This is a genomic window from Spirillospora sp. CA-142024, assembly GCF_050942325.1.
In the GTDB taxonomy this organism is placed as follows: Bacteria; Actinomycetota; Actinomycetes; order Streptosporangiales; family Streptosporangiaceae; genus Spirillospora.
On sequence record NZ_CP192077.1, the window covers coordinates 1,953,448 to 1,968,559 of the forward strand.

Below are 15,112 nucleotides of genomic sequence, written 5' to 3' on the forward strand. Positions count from 1 at the left end.
TGCTCTCGTGTCCACAAAAACCGCTGTGGTCGGACTCGACCGCAGTTCCACTCCCCAGAAGGCGGGGCTGGCGACGATCGCGCTGATCGTCGCCGTGTTCGCCCAGGGCGTGGGAGGCGCGCTGACGACGGGTATCTTCCCCCGGTTGTCGGCCGCCACCCTCATCGTCCTGATCGGATGGCCCGCGCTCCAGCTCATCACGGCCATCGTGTACCGCGAGTACGGTCGCTCGATGTTCAGCATGGGCACCGTCGGGGAAGAGAAGACGAGGATCTTCAAGACCGTGCGCGGAGGCTTCGAGGTCGACGCGTGCAGGCTCCGGTGGTTCTTCGTCGTGGTGATCGGGCTGACCAGCCTGGGCATCAACATCGGGATCGCCGAGGCCGACAGCACGATCGGCACCGGACCCCGGACCGCCGTCCAGACGCTCGGCACGCTGCTGGCGGGAGTCCTGATCTTCGTGATCTGGAAGCCCCGTCGGTGGAACCAGATCATCCTGCGGGTCGTGCTGTTCGGTTCGATCGCCTACGCGATCGCGCTGTTCAGCAGCAATGGGAACATCCAGGCCAGTGGGCTGATGTGGGCCGGCGTCGTCGGGTTCCACATGTTCATGGTGCAGAAGGCCCTGACGGCATTCGGCACCACGAAGTCCGCCGACCCTGAGGAGAACGAGGCGCTGAGCCGGCGGTACCGAGACATCGGTATGACCCTCGGCAACGGCATCACGTTCGTCCTCATCGTGGGCTGGGCCCTGCTGAACGACAGCTTCCCCACCCCGGACAAGTTCCAGGGTGCTCTGCTGCCGTGGCAGGCGCTCTACGTGCTGGTCCCGGTCTGCGTCATGGTCGCCCCCGTCCTGCTGATGAACTGGGCGCGGGGACACCTGGAGGAGACGGAGCAGGCGATGTGGACGTCGCTGGCTCCCATCGCGGGTGCCATCGCGGCCCTCTCGCTGTCCTACATCGGCTGGGCCAACACCCCGGAGATCGACTTCGGACAGTGGGTGGCCATCGGGATGGTCGTCCTCGTTGCCATCGCACTGGGGAACGACGTCGCCCGCGACAAGGCGTCCGAGGAGAAGGACGCCGAACTGGAGCGGTCGCGCGCCGAGACCCGCGAGGCGAACGCCATGGTGGGTGAGCTGACCGAGAAGGTCCGCGAGGTGACCGGTTCGCTGCGTACGGTGACCACCGAGCGCAACGACGCGGTCGCCAAGATCGACCAGGCGAACGCCGGCTGCGAGGCGGCGGTCGCCGACCGCAACCGGTTGGCCGGGCAGCTCGACGAGGCGAACGCCAGGTTCGAGCGGTTGCAGGCCGAACTCGCCATCCCGAACGCGGAGGCGCAGCCTCTCGTGAAGATCGGTGGCGTGTCGGTCTACATGGCGTCGAATGACGTCGACGTCCGTCCGGACGGTGTGGCCATCTTCAACGGCGACACCACCCGGGTGACCATCCAGGGTGACAACTACACGATCGTGGGTGAGGTCCAGCACGGGGCGTTCCTCAAGGAGGGGCGCTTCACGGGCCTGGTGACCCGCGGCACCGTCAGCAACGGTGCCTGCGAGACCGAGGTCCGAGAGGGCGAGCTGACGGCTCGCCCCGGCGGACACTTCACGATCAAGAACAAGACCCAGAGCGAGAGCTCTCTCGGCGCTTCCAGCGTCGAGTAGGGGCGAACGCTCAAGGAACCGGCCTTTTCCGGCACTGCGTTTAGTCGCGTGCGAGGTGAAGGCTTGGCCCCCTTCCCTCGTGTTCGACGAACGTAGCGTCGGCCTCGGCAGATGCCAGGTGTAGTCGGGTGCGAGGAGGGTTTGGCCACCCACTTCGTATCTCGGCGACACCATGGCGTCGGCCTCGGCGGATGTCGCGGTGTAGCAGAGTGCGAGGAGGGTTTGGCCACCCACTTCGTATCTCGGCGACACCGTGCTCCGCCTTGGCGGACACTGCAGGGGAGTCGGGTTTGCGAGGAGGGTTTGGCCACCCGATTCGCAGTCTGACGAACCGAACGTGTCCGAGCCGAGCGAGGTCCGGAACTTCACATGGGGGACGAGGGCAGCAACACCGCCCTCGGTCTCCGTGTCAGCGGGGGGGAGCGGCCCTCCCCTCCGCTAGCAGTACCCCGGCGGAGGGGTGGCCCCCCTTCCGCTCCCAGTAGTCGGCGGGGGGACGCCCCCGCCGACCCGCAAGTCGTTACGGCCGGTCCTGCCCAGGACCGGCCGTACTTCTTTGTGTAACCGGACCCGGCCTCGACCGGGCCTTCGCGGCACAAAAGAAACCGGCTCGCTCCTGGGGAGGAACGAGCCGGTCTTGTTGCGGTCGTGCCACTGGTCGCGCCCCGAGGGGCGCGAGCCGGTGCAGTGCTGTTGTGTTGCGGTCGGAACCGGCCCGCGATCTGAGCCATAGCGACCCGGTCCGACCTATTCAGTTGGACCGGCCCGCTAACGAGCGGACCGGTTTACGACGACTGAGAGCGTCCCTTACAGGACGACCCCAACAGCCTCGGCGCGGGCCAGCGCCAGGGCCGCCTTGGTACGGGCGGCGTGGACGAAGGACTGGGGGTGGTTCCCCCAGAACTCCCACGTCTCCGGGTCGACCTCCTCCGGGAGGAGGAGGAGACGCGTGTCGAAGGTCCGCAGGTACCGGAACAGCTTGCGCGCCTGGCCCAGCTCGCCCATCTCGACGTACGCCTCGACGAGCCAGTAGGAGCCGATGAGGAACATCATCTCCTCACCCGGCAGCCCGTCGCCGTACTTCTGGTTGTCGTAGCGGCGGTGCAGACCCTTGTGGGTCAGCTCCGCCTCGATGCCCCGTACGGTGGCGACGAAAAACGGGTCCTTTGCCGACACGAAGCCCTCAAGGGCGAATCGGACACAGAACACGTCCATCGCCTCCATGCCCGGGGCGGCGGTGAACTTGCCGTAGCGGGCGGCGTCGTCCAGGATCTGCTTTCGCATCTCCTTTTCGGCGGCCTCCCACTCGATGGCGTCCTCCAGCTCGCCGAAGGCACGGGCGAGGTCCGCTCCGTAGGCGACGGCGGCCCACTGCATGAGCCGCGAGCCGTTGAAGCGCCGGGGTTCCCCCCGCTGCTCCCACGGCCCCGCGTCGGGAACGTTCCACGTGCTTTGGGAGAACCGGACGTTGAACTTCACCAGTCGGTACAACTCGGAGGTGAGCTGGTCTCGCTTGAAGAGCCAGATCGCCCGGTTGACCTGCCCGGGAAGGTCGTGCTGGGGCTGGTCCGCGGCATCGTTGCCGATGTTCACGGGCCTGGCTCCGCCGAACCCGGGAAGGTGCTCCAGCGCCTCCTCGCGCATCAGGGACCCGCCACGCGGCCCGTACATGATCTGGGGCCTGACCTGGTAGTCCGAGAGCTCCAGGAGGAACTCGATGTACGCGTGACCCTCCTGCGTGAAGCCGGCGAGTCGCAGCGCCTCCAGGACCTCCTTCGCGTCCCGCGGCCAGCACTTCCGGTAGTCCCAGTTGCGGACTCCACCGGGTTCTTCCGGCAGCGAGAACGTGGGTGCGGCGATGACCGCGCCCGTGTCGAGGCAGGCGCCCTTCATGGTGAGCAGGTCCCGCACGATCTCCGGCCGGAGGGCGTGGCGGGGGATGTTGCCCGTGGCGAGCCACGAACGCCACCCTCGGATGGTGTTCGCCAGTTGCCGCTTCGCCTGCTTGAAGGTCCGCGGCATGTGGCGGTCACCCCAGCCCAGGACGATGAAGCCGCGCTCGCCCTCTCGGAGGGTGAAGCGGGCCGCCGTCCGGGGGCCGTCGAACTTGAGGTCCAGGTCGCTCCGGAGCCTGAGTTCGACTCCGTCGTGACTGGCACGGGCCTCAATGTGGTCGCCGCGGTCTCGCCGCTGCCACCGCCCGGGCTTGGCACCGTAGTCGAAGTGGATGTCGCAGTCGACCTCCATCTCGATGGTTCCCCTGGTGCACTCGATCGTGCGCACCAGCATCTCGCCGGACCCCTCGTCGGGGGTCCAGATCAGCCCGTCGACGACCTTGGCGTCACCGGTGTTCGTGAGCCACTCCGTCTCCAGGACGTTCGTCCCGGTGACGTAGTCGAACGCGTCCGGCACTCGGCACCCCACCGGGGCCACCCGGAAGTAGCCCGGGCCTTCGAGGAGCTTCGTGAAGACGCTGGGGTCGTCGATGTACGGGATCGACAGCAGCCGGACCACGCCGTCCGACGACACCGCGGCCGCCGTCCGGCAGTTGTACAGGAAAGCGAGGTCCTTGATGGGGACCTCACTCGGTCGGGCGGGCCAGGGCGAATTCCCCGGGTCCGCCGGTTTGAACGGACTCATCATGAGTCGTTCTCCTTGTCTCTTGTTCGTGAGCGACCCGGCTGAGCCGGCGCTCCTGACTGCGCACATAGTTGAACTGCGCGCAGGTATGACCGTACGGGGAGTTCACGTGTCGGCAACACGGCCGACACATGCAGGACTCAAAAGGGTCGCCGCCTCACCTCTCAAGCCGACGGGGCTATTGCCGTAGCGGCTCTGGACAGTGTTGGATTTATGGCCCTTTCGGCGAAAACGTTGAGCCGAGGGCCGCGTTCCGCGAGGCCGGAGGGGCCGTCTGCGTCGGGCGGGGGAGGCGCCGGAGCTGCGAGGGCCTGGTTCGCAACGCTGGGCGCGCGGACACCGGGGACGGGTGACCCCGGTGTCCGGATACCGGGTCCCAGGGGGGATAGTGCCGGCCCGTTTCCCGGGTGCGGTGGCGGTTGGCAGCATCCGGCCAGTCCGGCGAGGGCGGGCCGGGGGACCCAGGCCAGGGGCCGAGGGTCCTGTGCCTTCCGGCGCTTGCCGCGGGGCGGGGAGTCCGGGTCCCGGCGGAAGCCGCGGTTGAGGGCGACCCAAAAGGCGGCCGAGGTCGGGCAGGGCTTGCAGTGGGACGATGCCGTCGGTACGGGCCGCCCGAGACCACAGCGTGGATGCGTACACGTTTCATCCGGACGCCCTGAGCGGCTCGTAGGGGCCGGCGTGAACGACTGCGGTGCGTCGGCGCCGGCGGGCGGCAGGACTTGGATGCGCCAGTGTTGATCACTCTGGGCTCCTTTGCCGACCGCGTGACCTGACCAGGCGAAGTGAACGGATGACCGGTGAGCGGCAAAAGAACCAGAAGCGATACAGAAATGTCACCTGGCAGTGGCGCCCGATCCTGAATGGTTCTCACATTGGCCGCTGAATGGTTTGCCGGAGGAGGCCACCCGCCTTGGCAGTGTTCTCGCGCGCCGTGCGCGGCGGAGGTATGTCCGCCCCTGGTCGTAAAAATGTCAACGAAAACGGCGGGTCGGTTTCCGGAAAGTTCTGCCGGAGGGCCGTCCCGCCGTTTCCGTGTGTCTCGCCGGTGGTGCGCGGCGACGCCGGTTCCAAGGGAGGGCGTGCACGCCCGCGGCCCAGGGGGCGGCTGAGCGTGATCAACAGTTCGTAAGGGCCTGTTCACCGGGCGGCAACCTGCAGGTCTCCGCAGCTGAGCGGCCATGCTCGACCATCGGAGGCGAACGACCCTGGCTCCACGGAGTCGTGCCCATCCAACGGGCGTGACACATGGGGAGCCGGGGTCACGACCGGTTCTCTTTGTGCGCGCCTCGTACGAGGAGTTCCGACAATGACAAACAAGAATGCTGTTACACGTAAGCGACACCCAGGCTTCGGGGTGTTGCTGGGCGGCCTCGACAGGCTCAGCTCGGCCGGGGGCAAAGCGATTCTGGACGAGCGGCTCATCCAGCCCAACGGGCCGCTGCAGGTCCAGCACGCCACGTTCCTGGAGTCCACCATCGGTGGACTGCTCCTGCTCCTTCGCATCTACCTGCCGATTCCGGCGCGGTGGCGGAGGGGGCAGGGTACCGGTGCGCCGGAGGGCGCCGCCGAAAGGCCGGAGGGGTCGCGCAGGCTGGCCCTGCTGACCTTCGCGACCATCGCGGGGGACAAAGCGCTGTTCGTCCTCGCGCTCACCATGATCCCCTTCGGCATCGCCGGAGGGATCTACTACGCGATCCCGCTCCTCGTCCCGGTCATCTGGGGCATCAGGAGCGGGCACAGGGGGCGTGCCGCCGTCCTCACCCTGTTCGCGGCGGCTCTCGCGGTCGGCGTGGTCCTTCTCGTTCAGCAAAACGGGACGGTACAGGGAGACCATTTTCTCTTCGGCGTGATCTGCGCCGTGGGGGCCGGGGCGGCCAAGACGCTCTTCCTGCCGGTCACGGACCGCCTCATCCAAGGGGCGGGACGGGTCTACACCGAAAAGGCCATCGCGTGGTCGCTGGTGTTCGTCGGCGTTCTCGCCGGCGGCGTCGCCTGGGTCACCGGTGGCTTCGCTCCGCTCATGAACTGGTCCGTCATCATCTGGGCCGTCGTGGTGGGGCTGCTGAACAACACCCTGCCGCGCATCATCCAGATGCCGGCGCGCGAGCTCGCCGGGGACGCCGTGTACGCGGTGTTCCTCGCCGCCAGCCCGGTGATCGCCACCCTTGTCGGGGTGACCTTCCTGGGCGACCGCCTGGACGTGGTCCAGTGGGCGGGGCTCGTCGTCATGACGGTGTCCGCCACGGCGGTCGCCAACATGAGCCTTAGCCTGAAGGAGCTGAGCCACACTCCGCTCGTCGAGCTGTCGCCGGCATCGCTCGAGGTCGTTCTGGAGCACGCTCGGAAGCAGCGTCGCAAGCTCCTGGACGAGCTTGAGCGGAAGGCCCAGGAGTATGCGGATTGCGAGGAGGCCGTTGCCCAGGCCGAACGGGAGGTCGCCGAGGCCGAGCGCGTGAAGGCCAACGCCGACGCGGAGAAGGACCGACACCCGAGGAAGACACGGGAAGCGGCCAAGAAGCCCACGGACGAGACGGACACCGCTGCGGCCCGGGACAAGGCCGCTCAGGCCGCCGTCAAGGAGGCCGAGGAAGCGATCCGTCTCGCTCGGGAGACGGCACCAACCACCACGACGTCCTAGCCACGGTCGCGGTGGCAGCCACATCGCCCGCAGCAGGACGTACACCGCCCTAGAGGGGGGAGAAACCGCCTTAGAGGCGGAGCAGGGTGCGGAGACCACGGTCTCCGCAGACCATGAACACGGATTCGGGCTGGATCGGCCATCCAGCACCGGAACCGTGGGAATTCCACAGCAGCGTGACGCCTTGGCCAGCGTCACGTCCACATATGACGGCGGGAGGATTCGTCCTCCCGCCGTCCCTTCTTTTTCACTGCCTGACGCCGGACCTGGAGTCGTCCTTGGCCGGGGCGGCCTCGTGGCAGGCGACGCTGTGGCCGTCGCTGATGGGCAGGCGCTTCGGCTCCTCGGTGGCGCACCGGTCGACCGCGATCGGGCAGCGGTGCCGGAAAGGGCAGCCGGTGGTCGCCGGCAGCGCGTCCGAGGCGCCGGCGGCGCGGTGCGCGGCGCCCAGCCGGGGGACGGCGTCGCGCAGCGCGGCCGTGTACGGATGGGCCGGGGCGCCGAGCACGTCGCCGATCGGGCCGGACTCTACGATCCGTCCGGCGAACAGGACGTGCACGGTGTCGCAGAGCCGGTCGACGATGGCCAGATTGTGGGTGATCAGCAGGTAGCTCAGCCCGTGCTCGTCCCGCAGCCCGGCAAGGAGGTCCAGCACGTGGGCCTGGACGGTGACGTCCAGGGCGCTGGTCGGCTCGTCCAGGATGAGAAGCCGCGGGCCGACCGCCAGCGCCCGCGCGATGACCACGCGCTGCCGCTGCCCGCCGGACAGCTGGTGCGGACGCCGGTCGGCCAGGGCCGGGTCGAGACCGACGTCGGTGAGCAGATCCGAAACCGATGGCGCCGCGCGCCCGGCAAGGGCGCGGCGGCGCCGGAGCCGCAACGCTTCGGAGATCGAGGCGCCGACGCGCATCCGGGGGTCGAGGGCCTCGCTGCCGTCCTGGAACACCGGCTGCACCTGCGACCGGTAGAGCGCCCGGCCCGCCCGGTCGAGCTCGGCGATGTTCCGGTCGCGGAACAGCACGCTGCCGCGCTCGGGCTTGACCAGGCCGAGCAGCGCCCGCGCGATGGTGGTCTTGCCCGAGCCGCTCTCCCCGATGACGGCGACCCCGCCGGAGGTCTCCGGCACCGTGAGGGAGACGTCGTGGACCACCCGGGTCCGCTCGTAGCTGATCGTGAGATCGTCCGCGCTGAGCATGTTCACTCCCCGATCGCGGGGACCGCGTCGAGCAGTTCCCGGGTGTAGGCGGCGGAGGGACGTCGCAGGACGTCGGCGGCCGGCCCGGCCTCGACCACCTGGCCCTGCCGCATGACGACGACGTGGTCGGCGATCCCGGACACGACGGCCAGGTCGTGCGAGACGAAGACCAGGGCGATGCCGTGCTCGTCGCGCAACCGGGCCAGCAGGTCCAGCACCGCGGCCTGCACGGTGACGTCCAGCGCGCTGGTCGGCTCGTCGGCGAGGATGACGTCGGCGCGCAGGGCGACGGCCATGGCGATGGCGAAGCGCTGCGCCTGGCCGCCGGAGACCTGGTGCGGGTAGCGGCGCAGCAGCCCGGGGTCGAGCAGGACGCTCCGCAGCGCCTCCTCGGTGCGTTTCCGGGCCTCGGCGCCGCGCAGCCCGTGCCGGGCCAGCACCCGCTTGAGCAGTGTCCCGAGCCGCATCGTCGGGTTGAGGGACGACTGCGGGCTCTGGCTGACCAGAGCGAGCACCGAGCCGCGCATCCGGGACAGCGTCCGGTCGTCCGCCGTCACGACGTCCGTGCCGTTGACGACGATCTTCCCGCTGACCTCCAGCCCGTCGGTCAGCCCGAGCATCGCGTTCAGGGCCGTGGTCTTGCCCGAGCCGCTCTCGCCGACGATCGCCGCGCACTCGCCGGGGCCGACGCTCAGCTCGTCGAGCGAGGCCAGCAGCAGGTCACCGGCCCGTACCCGCAGGTTCTCCGCAGTGAGCACCGCTTTCATCGGGTGACCTCCCGCCGGGGATCGAGGACGGACCGCAGACCTTCGCCGAGCACGTTGAAGCAGAACGCGGTGATGACGATGCCGAGGCCCGGGAAGGCGACCACCCACCAGTTCGTGGTGAACAGGCTCTGCCCCTGCTGGACCATGAGTCCCCATTCCGCGGTGGGCTCTTGCGGCCCGAGGCCGAGGAAGGACAGCGCCGCGGCGGTGAGGATGACCCCGCCCGCGTCCAGGGAGAGCTGGACCAGCACCGGGGTCAGCGAGTTGGGCAGGACGTGCCGCAGCACGATCCGCGTCCGGGATCCGCCGAGGCAGCGGGCCGCGTCGATGAAGCCGCGCGATCTGATGGACGTCGCGGCGACCGCGGCCATCCGGGCGTACCAGGGCCACCAGGAGGCGGTGATGGCGATGATCGCTTCCTGCACCCCGGGATGCAGCACCAGCGCCAGCGCCACCGACAGCAGCAGCGCGGGGAAGGCCAGGAACACGTCGGTGATCCGCATGATCACGTCCCGGACGATCCCGCCCGCGTAGCCGGCGAAGACGCCCAGCAGCACGCCGATGACGGCGGAGAGGGCGAGCACCGCGACGGCGATCGTCAGGGAGGTGCGCGCTCCATAGAGCACCCGGGTGAGCATGTCGCGTCCGACAGCGTCGGTCCCGAACCAGTGCTCGGCGCTCGGCGATCGCAGCGCCTCCGCCGGGTGGGTCGCGTCGGTCCCGTCGGCCGGATAGGGCGACAGCAGCGGGGCCGCGATGGCCGCGATCACGATGAGGACGAGGATCACGGCGCCGACGGTGGCGAGCCGGTCGGTGCCGGCGGCCCGCATCAGCCGGTGCACGGGCCGTTCTCGGATGGGCGGCGCCTTGGTGGTGTCGACAGCGGTCATCTGATCCTCACCCGCGGGTCGATGGCGGCCTGCGCGAGGTCCACCAGCAGGTTGACGATGACGTAGGTGAACGCGATCGCGATGGTGACGCCCGCGATGGCGGGGGCGTCGGACGAGCGGATCGAGTCGGCGGCGTACCGGCCGAGGCCCGGCCAGTTGAAGATCGCCTCGACCAGGAAGGCGTTCACCAGGGAGAAGGCGAAGACGAGCGCCAGCAGCGCCAGCACCGGGCTGAGCGCCGGGCGCAGCGAGAACCGGGTCAGCACCTGCCACCGGGTGAAACCGAGGGCCCGTTCCAGCCGCGCGTGGTTCTGCGCCGACTCCTCGATGAGCGCGGCCCGGGTCATCTGGGCGACCACGCCGGTCGGGTACGCGGCGATCGCGGCCGCGGGCAGCACCAGGTGGGCCAGGGTGCTGCCGAGGATCGGCCAGTTCCCGGTGATGAGCGCGTCGACCGCCGTGATGTTGGTGAACAGGTGCAGCGGGCTGGTGCCGTCGAGCTCGGGGTCGTACTCGCCGGCGACGGGCAGCCAGCCGAGCTTCGTCGCGAACATGTTCTGCGCGAAGAGCGCCAGCAGGAAGACCGGCACCGACACGCCCGCCATCGACGAGATCCGGATGGAGCCGTCGGCCGGCCGGCCCCGGTACCGGGCGGCGAGCACGCCGAGCGGGATGCCGGCCAGCACCGCGATGATCACCCCGGTGCCGACCAGTTCCAGTGAGGCGGGGAAGGCGGTGGAGATGTCACCGAGCACGTCCTGGCGGGTGTGCAGGCTGATCCCCCAGTCGCCCTGGACCAGCGAGGTGAGGTAGTCCCACAGCTGGAGGGGCAGGGGGTCGTCCAGGCCGAGCTCCGCGCGGGTGCGGGCGAGCTCGGCGGCGGAGGCCCGGGGCCCGGCGTAGGTGACCGCCGGGTCCCCGGGAACGAGCCGCATCACCACGAAGGTGAGCACCACGACACCGGCCACGACGAACGCGGCCTGTGCCAGGCGCCGGAGCAGGTAACGGGTCATGTCACGCGGCCGGACGGAGTTCGTGCGCGAACACGACGTTGGGGTACGCCGGGTCGTCGGTGTAGCCGTCGACGTCCGCGGAGTATGCCCGCTGGTACTGCTGGACGAACAGCGGCGCCGCGACGGCCTGGTCGACCAGCAGCTTGCGCTGGAGCGACGCGTACGCCGCCTCCGCCGCGGACCGGTTCGTGGCGGTCAGCTCGGGCAGCTTGTCGATCTCGCCGTCGACGCCGGAGTCGTCGAGGTAGGTGAGGTTGAAGTTGACCGGGTCGGCCGAGCGGAACAGGTTCAGGAACCAGCTGTAGGCGTCCGGGTAGTCCGGGTACCAGTACATGACGAAGATGTCCTGGCGCTTGGACGGGTCCTTGCTCTTGGCCCGGTCCCACTGCGCGTCCCACTGCATCGGCTTGGCCTGGAGCTTCACGTTCAGGCTCTTGAGCGCCGAGCTGAGCAGCGTCACGAACTTCTGCTGGTCGTCGTCACCCTGCGCGTAGGTGAGGTCGAGCGTCAGCGCCTTCTTCCCGGGCCCGTATCCGGCCTGGTTCAGCAGCCGCGTCGCCTCGGCGGTGTTCCGGTTCCCGGCCAGACCGGGGGTCGCCCCGGTCAGCCCGGTCGGGACGACGCCGCTGGCGGCGGTCCCCGAACCCTTCAGCGTCGACACCAGGCCGTTGTAGTCGATCGCGGCCTGGACGGCCTTGCGGACGTTGACGTCCTTCATCGGGCCGGACTTCGTGTTGAAGAACGCGATGAGGTTCTGGAACGACGGCACCGACTCCGTCTTGAGGCTCTTCATCCCCTTCGCCTGGGCGAACAGCTGCGGGTTGAGCCTGTGCACGTAGGTGACGTCACCGGCCTGCAACTGCTGCCAGGCGGTGGTGACCTGCGGGGTGTTGCGGAACTCGACGCTGGTGTAGTGCGCGCCGTTCCACCCGCCCCAGTAGTCCTTGAACTGGCCCAGCCGCACCTCGGCTTCCTGTCCCTTGTTCCAGGAGGCGACGGTGTACGGTCCGGTGCCCGTGTCGTGGCCCTTGGCGACGTAGTCCTTCAGGTCCCCGCCGCCGGGCGCCTTGGTGTCGTAGATGTACGAGGCGTAGCCGGAGGAGGAGACCAGGTCGAGCGGTGCCGCGTACTTCAGGTTGAACACGATGGTGTGCGGGTCCGGGGTCTCGATGGTCTTCACCGCGTCCCAGATGTAGGCGGCCCCGCCCTTCATCTTCATCGTCCGCTCGATCGCGGCCTTGGCGACGCTGGAGGTCAGCGCGGTGCCGGTGTGGAACTTCACCCCGTCCCGCAGGGTGAAGGTCCACTTCTTGCCGCCGTCGGACGAGGCCCACTTCGTCGCGAGCCGCGGTTCGACCTTCTTGGCCTTGGTGTCGTACCGGGTCAGCGACTCGTAGACGTTCTGCATCGCGATGATCTCGTTGGAGTACGAGGTCGCGGGGTCCCAGTCGGTGACGACGTTGAGGTTGAAGGAGTAGATGAACGAGCTGTTCGACGAGGCCGACTTGCGGACGGTTCCGCCCGAGCAGCCGGTGGCGGCGACGGCGATTGCCGCCGTGAGCGCCAGTGATCTCATGCGCCAGGACATGACGGGGATCTCCTTGCAGGGGACCGGACAGGGGAGTAGGGCCGGGCTCAGAGGCTGCCGAGCGGGCCGGCGGCCTTGACCCGGAGCCGCAGCGCGGGTTCGGGCAGGTAGCTCATCGGAACTTCGGTGATCTCCACGACCTCCACGCCGGCCGGGTCGGCGCCGGCCTGCACGGCCCGGCGGGCGGCGTCGCCGGAGGCCTCGGCGATGGCGTCCCGGCGGCCCTCGCCGGCCGGGATGATGGTCTCGATCGTGCCGCTGACCATGGCGATCGCCGCGCCGACGGCGTTCGCCACGTCCCCGTGGCCGGGGCGGATCACCTCGGCGACGCCGGCCAGGGCGTCGCCGATCAGGAACGACCCGCCGCCCACCGCGATCAGCGGCTGGTCGGTCTTGCCGAGGGTCATCCGGTCCACCGCGTCGGCGAGCATCCGGTCGGCCGTCTCCACCGCCGAGGCCAGCGCGCCGTGCAGGCCGGCCGGGATCGGTGCCCCGGCCGGCGCGCCGCGGCCCGCCAGCGCGCCCGCGTCGGTCATCGTGGGGGTGTCGCCGCCGAAGGTCAGCGCCTTCTCGGTGATCCGGTAGCCGACCGACTGCGGCCCGACCGTCCCGTCCGGCCCGATGACGGTGCCGCCGCCGAGCGCGAGCGCGAGGATGTCGGGCATCCGGAAGTTGGTCCGCACCCCGCCGATCTCGACGCCCGCGGACGACTCCCGGGGAAAGCCGGAGGACAGCACACCGAAGTCGGTCGAGGTCCCGCCGACGTCCGCGATGATCGCGTCGGCGAGACCGGAGAGGAACGCCGCGCCCCGGATGGAGTTGGCCGGGCCCGAGCCGATCGTCAGCACCGGGTACCGGACGGCGTAGTCGATCGCCATCAGGGTGCCGTCGTTCTGCGCGAAGTAGGTCGTGACGTCCAGTCCGCGCTCGGTGAGCGTGTTCTGCAGCCCCTCCCACACCGCGCTGATCACCCGGTAGAGGCCGGCGTTGAGGATCGTCGCGTTCTCGCGCTCCAGCAGCCCGAGCGTGCCGATCTCGTGGCTCATCGAGATGGGCACCCCGTCGCCGAGCTCGGCCCGGACGATCTCCGCCGCCTCCAGCTCCTGGTCGGCGGACGCGGGGCTGAACACCCCGGTCAGCGCGATCGCGTCCGCGTCGGCGGAGTCGGCCAGCACCGCCCGCAGCGCGTCGGTGTCCAGCGGCGAGATCGGCCGGCCGTCGACGTAGTAGCCGCCGGGCAGCACGGCGGTGCGCGCGGTGATGGCCGCCGACAGGTCCGCCGGCCAGGACTGCGCCGGGGGGACCGAGGTGGTGGCCGGGCCGCCGAGCCGGATCGCGGCCACCCGGCCGAGGCCGCGGCGTTCCAGGATCGCGTTGGTGGCGTGCGTGGTGCCGAGCATGACCCGGCCCACCCGGTGGGCGTCGTCGCCGAGCCGGTCCAGCACCGTCGTCAGCGCGGCGTGGAGACCCGAGGTGACGTCCGCGCTCGTCGGCTGCTTCGTCCTCGCCAGTACCTCGCCCTTCGCGGTCAGGACGACCGCGTCGGTGTTCGTGCCGCCGACGTCGACGCCGATGCGCAGGTCCTGGGCGGTGCCGCCGGACTTACGGTCAGCCATGAGTGAGCTCCTCCACGGGCGTGTAGTCGATGTCGTAGCCGAATGCCCGCGGGCCGGCCGTGGCCAGACCGCGCTCGGTCCGCCAGATCGGGTCGCACGGCCAGGACAGCACCGCCACCCGCTGGCCGTACCGCAGCGACTCGGTGGAGATGGCGCCGGCGGTCTGCGCGTCCACCACGGTGATCAGGTCGGGGACGCAGGCGCGCGGCCGGCCGTCCTCGAGCGCGATCAGGTTCTCGTTCTGGATCTCCACCCGGAGCAGCCGTCCGCGGTCGTCGCCGGTGCCGTCGACGACCAGGCTGCCGCGGACGAACCCGCCGCCGGTCCGCCGCTCCACGTCGATCACCTTCCCGGTGATCAGCAGGGTGGCGTCCAGCGTCGCGCGCAGCGAGCCGAGCGGGTCGGAGCCGTCCTGCACGGCGCGGCCGATCGCGAGGGCCCTGCTCACCGTTCCCTCGATGACGGCGCCGCGCGCCTGCGCGGCGGTCATCACGTAGTCGGCCATCAGCGCCGAGGCTCCGCACGCGACCGCGACCGCGCGGGAGATGCGCTCCGACCACAGCCCGTCGACCGGGCGGACCGTGGTGACATTGCCCTGCACGTCGGCCAGGACGGCGAGGGTCACCGGCCGTCCCGCCACGTGCATCGCGACCATCTGGACCTCGGGGAACGCCCGTCCCATCCCGTCGGCGTCGACCAGCGGAAGCCCCAGCCGTGCCGCCCAGGCGACCGGCTCGACGCCGTTCGCGCCACCGATCTCGCACGCCATCACCGCGGCCACGGGACGGCCGAGGATCCGCTCGACCTCGTCCCGGATGAGCAGGGGCTCCTCCCCGCTCATCAGCATCTCGTGGGAGACGGTGGGCGCCCCGATCGCCCCCAGCGGCAGGATCAGGCTGTCGTCGGGCACTCCCGACAGTGGAATGAGCGGCACCTCACCGAACTGGTCGATGGCCCGGACCGTGGTCAGCGCGCCCGTTTCGACTTCCCCGCCGCCTCCGGTGCCCAGGATCGCGCAGCCGCGGGCGAGCGCCGGAACGTCGTCGAGCGTCACGCGACCGGTCCTCGAAGGTGTCATCTGCATGCAGGAAGA

General features: G+C 69.9%; 10 protein-coding genes. 2 read left to right on the plus strand and 8 right to left on the minus strand.

The genetic code is table 11. The features are described from left to right. The first annotated feature begins 7 nt into the window (after positions 1-7). Positions 8-1,672, plus strand: coding sequence for a hypothetical protein (locus ACQPZP_RS09420; protein ID WP_433477242.1), 1,665 nt, complete (start codon positions 8-10; stop codon positions 1,670-1,672). 807 nt (positions 1,673-2,479) lie between these two features. Here ACQPZP_RS09420 and ACQPZP_RS09425 read toward each other — a convergent pair. Next, the gene (locus ACQPZP_RS09425; protein ID WP_433477243.1) at positions 2,480-4,315 is read right to left on the minus strand and encodes a glycoside hydrolase family 15 protein; all 1,836 of its coding nucleotides are present in this window, start codon (positions 4,313-4,315) and stop codon (positions 2,480-2,482) included. 1,303 nt (positions 4,316-5,618) lie between these two features. On the opposite strand from ACQPZP_RS09425, the gene ACQPZP_RS09430 reads away from it, so the two are divergent. Then, on the plus strand, positions 5,619-6,950 hold the full coding sequence (locus ACQPZP_RS09430; RefSeq protein WP_433477244.1) for an EamA family transporter: 1,332 nt from the start codon (positions 5,619-5,621) through the stop codon (positions 6,948-6,950). A gap of 247 nt (positions 6,951-7,197) precedes the next feature. On the opposite strand, the gene ACQPZP_RS09435 is transcribed toward ACQPZP_RS09430, so the two are convergent. Genes ACQPZP_RS09435 through ACQPZP_RS09465 form a run of 7 tightly spaced genes read right to left on the minus strand, consistent with a single transcriptional unit; the run spans position 7,198 to position 15,073 of the window. Next, complete coding sequence (locus ACQPZP_RS09435) at positions 7,198-8,145, minus strand: ABC transporter ATP-binding protein (protein ID WP_433477245.1); 948 nt, start codon at positions 8,143-8,145, stop codon at positions 7,198-7,200. 2 nt (positions 8,146-8,147) lie between these two features. After that, positions 8,148-8,912 carry an ABC transporter ATP-binding protein gene (locus ACQPZP_RS09440; protein WP_433477246.1) on the minus strand — a complete coding sequence of 255 codons (765 nt, stop codon included), beginning with the start codon at positions 8,910-8,912 and terminating at the stop codon, positions 8,148-8,150. Continuing rightward, positions 8,909-9,802 carry an ABC transporter permease gene (locus ACQPZP_RS09445; RefSeq protein WP_433477247.1) on the minus strand — a complete coding sequence of 298 codons (894 nt, stop codon included), beginning with the start codon at positions 9,800-9,802 and terminating at the stop codon, positions 8,909-8,911. Before ACQPZP_RS09445 ends, ACQPZP_RS09440 begins: the two co-directional genes overlap by 4 nt. Next, complete coding sequence (locus ACQPZP_RS09450; protein ID WP_433477248.1) at positions 9,799-10,815, minus strand: ABC transporter permease; 1,017 nt, start codon at positions 10,813-10,815, stop codon at positions 9,799-9,801. Before ACQPZP_RS09450 ends, ACQPZP_RS09445 begins: the two co-directional genes overlap by 4 nt. Position 10,816: 1 nt before the next feature. Beyond that, a complete protein-coding gene (locus tag ACQPZP_RS09455) occupies positions 10,817-12,403 on the minus strand; it encodes an ABC transporter substrate-binding protein (protein ID WP_433477249.1) in 1,587 nt (528 codons plus the stop codon). Positions 12,404-12,450: 47 nt separating this feature from the next. Beyond that, positions 12,451-14,019: an ROK family protein gene (locus tag ACQPZP_RS09460; RefSeq protein WP_433477250.1), complete on the minus strand. Its 1,569-nt coding sequence runs from the start codon at positions 14,017-14,019 to the stop codon at positions 12,451-12,453. Then, a complete protein-coding gene (locus ACQPZP_RS09465; protein ID WP_433477251.1) occupies positions 14,012-15,073 on the minus strand; it encodes a DUF917 domain-containing protein in 1,062 nt (353 codons plus the stop codon). Before ACQPZP_RS09465 ends, ACQPZP_RS09460 begins: the two co-directional genes overlap by 8 nt. Between the last annotated feature and the right edge of the window lie 39 nt (positions 15,074-15,112).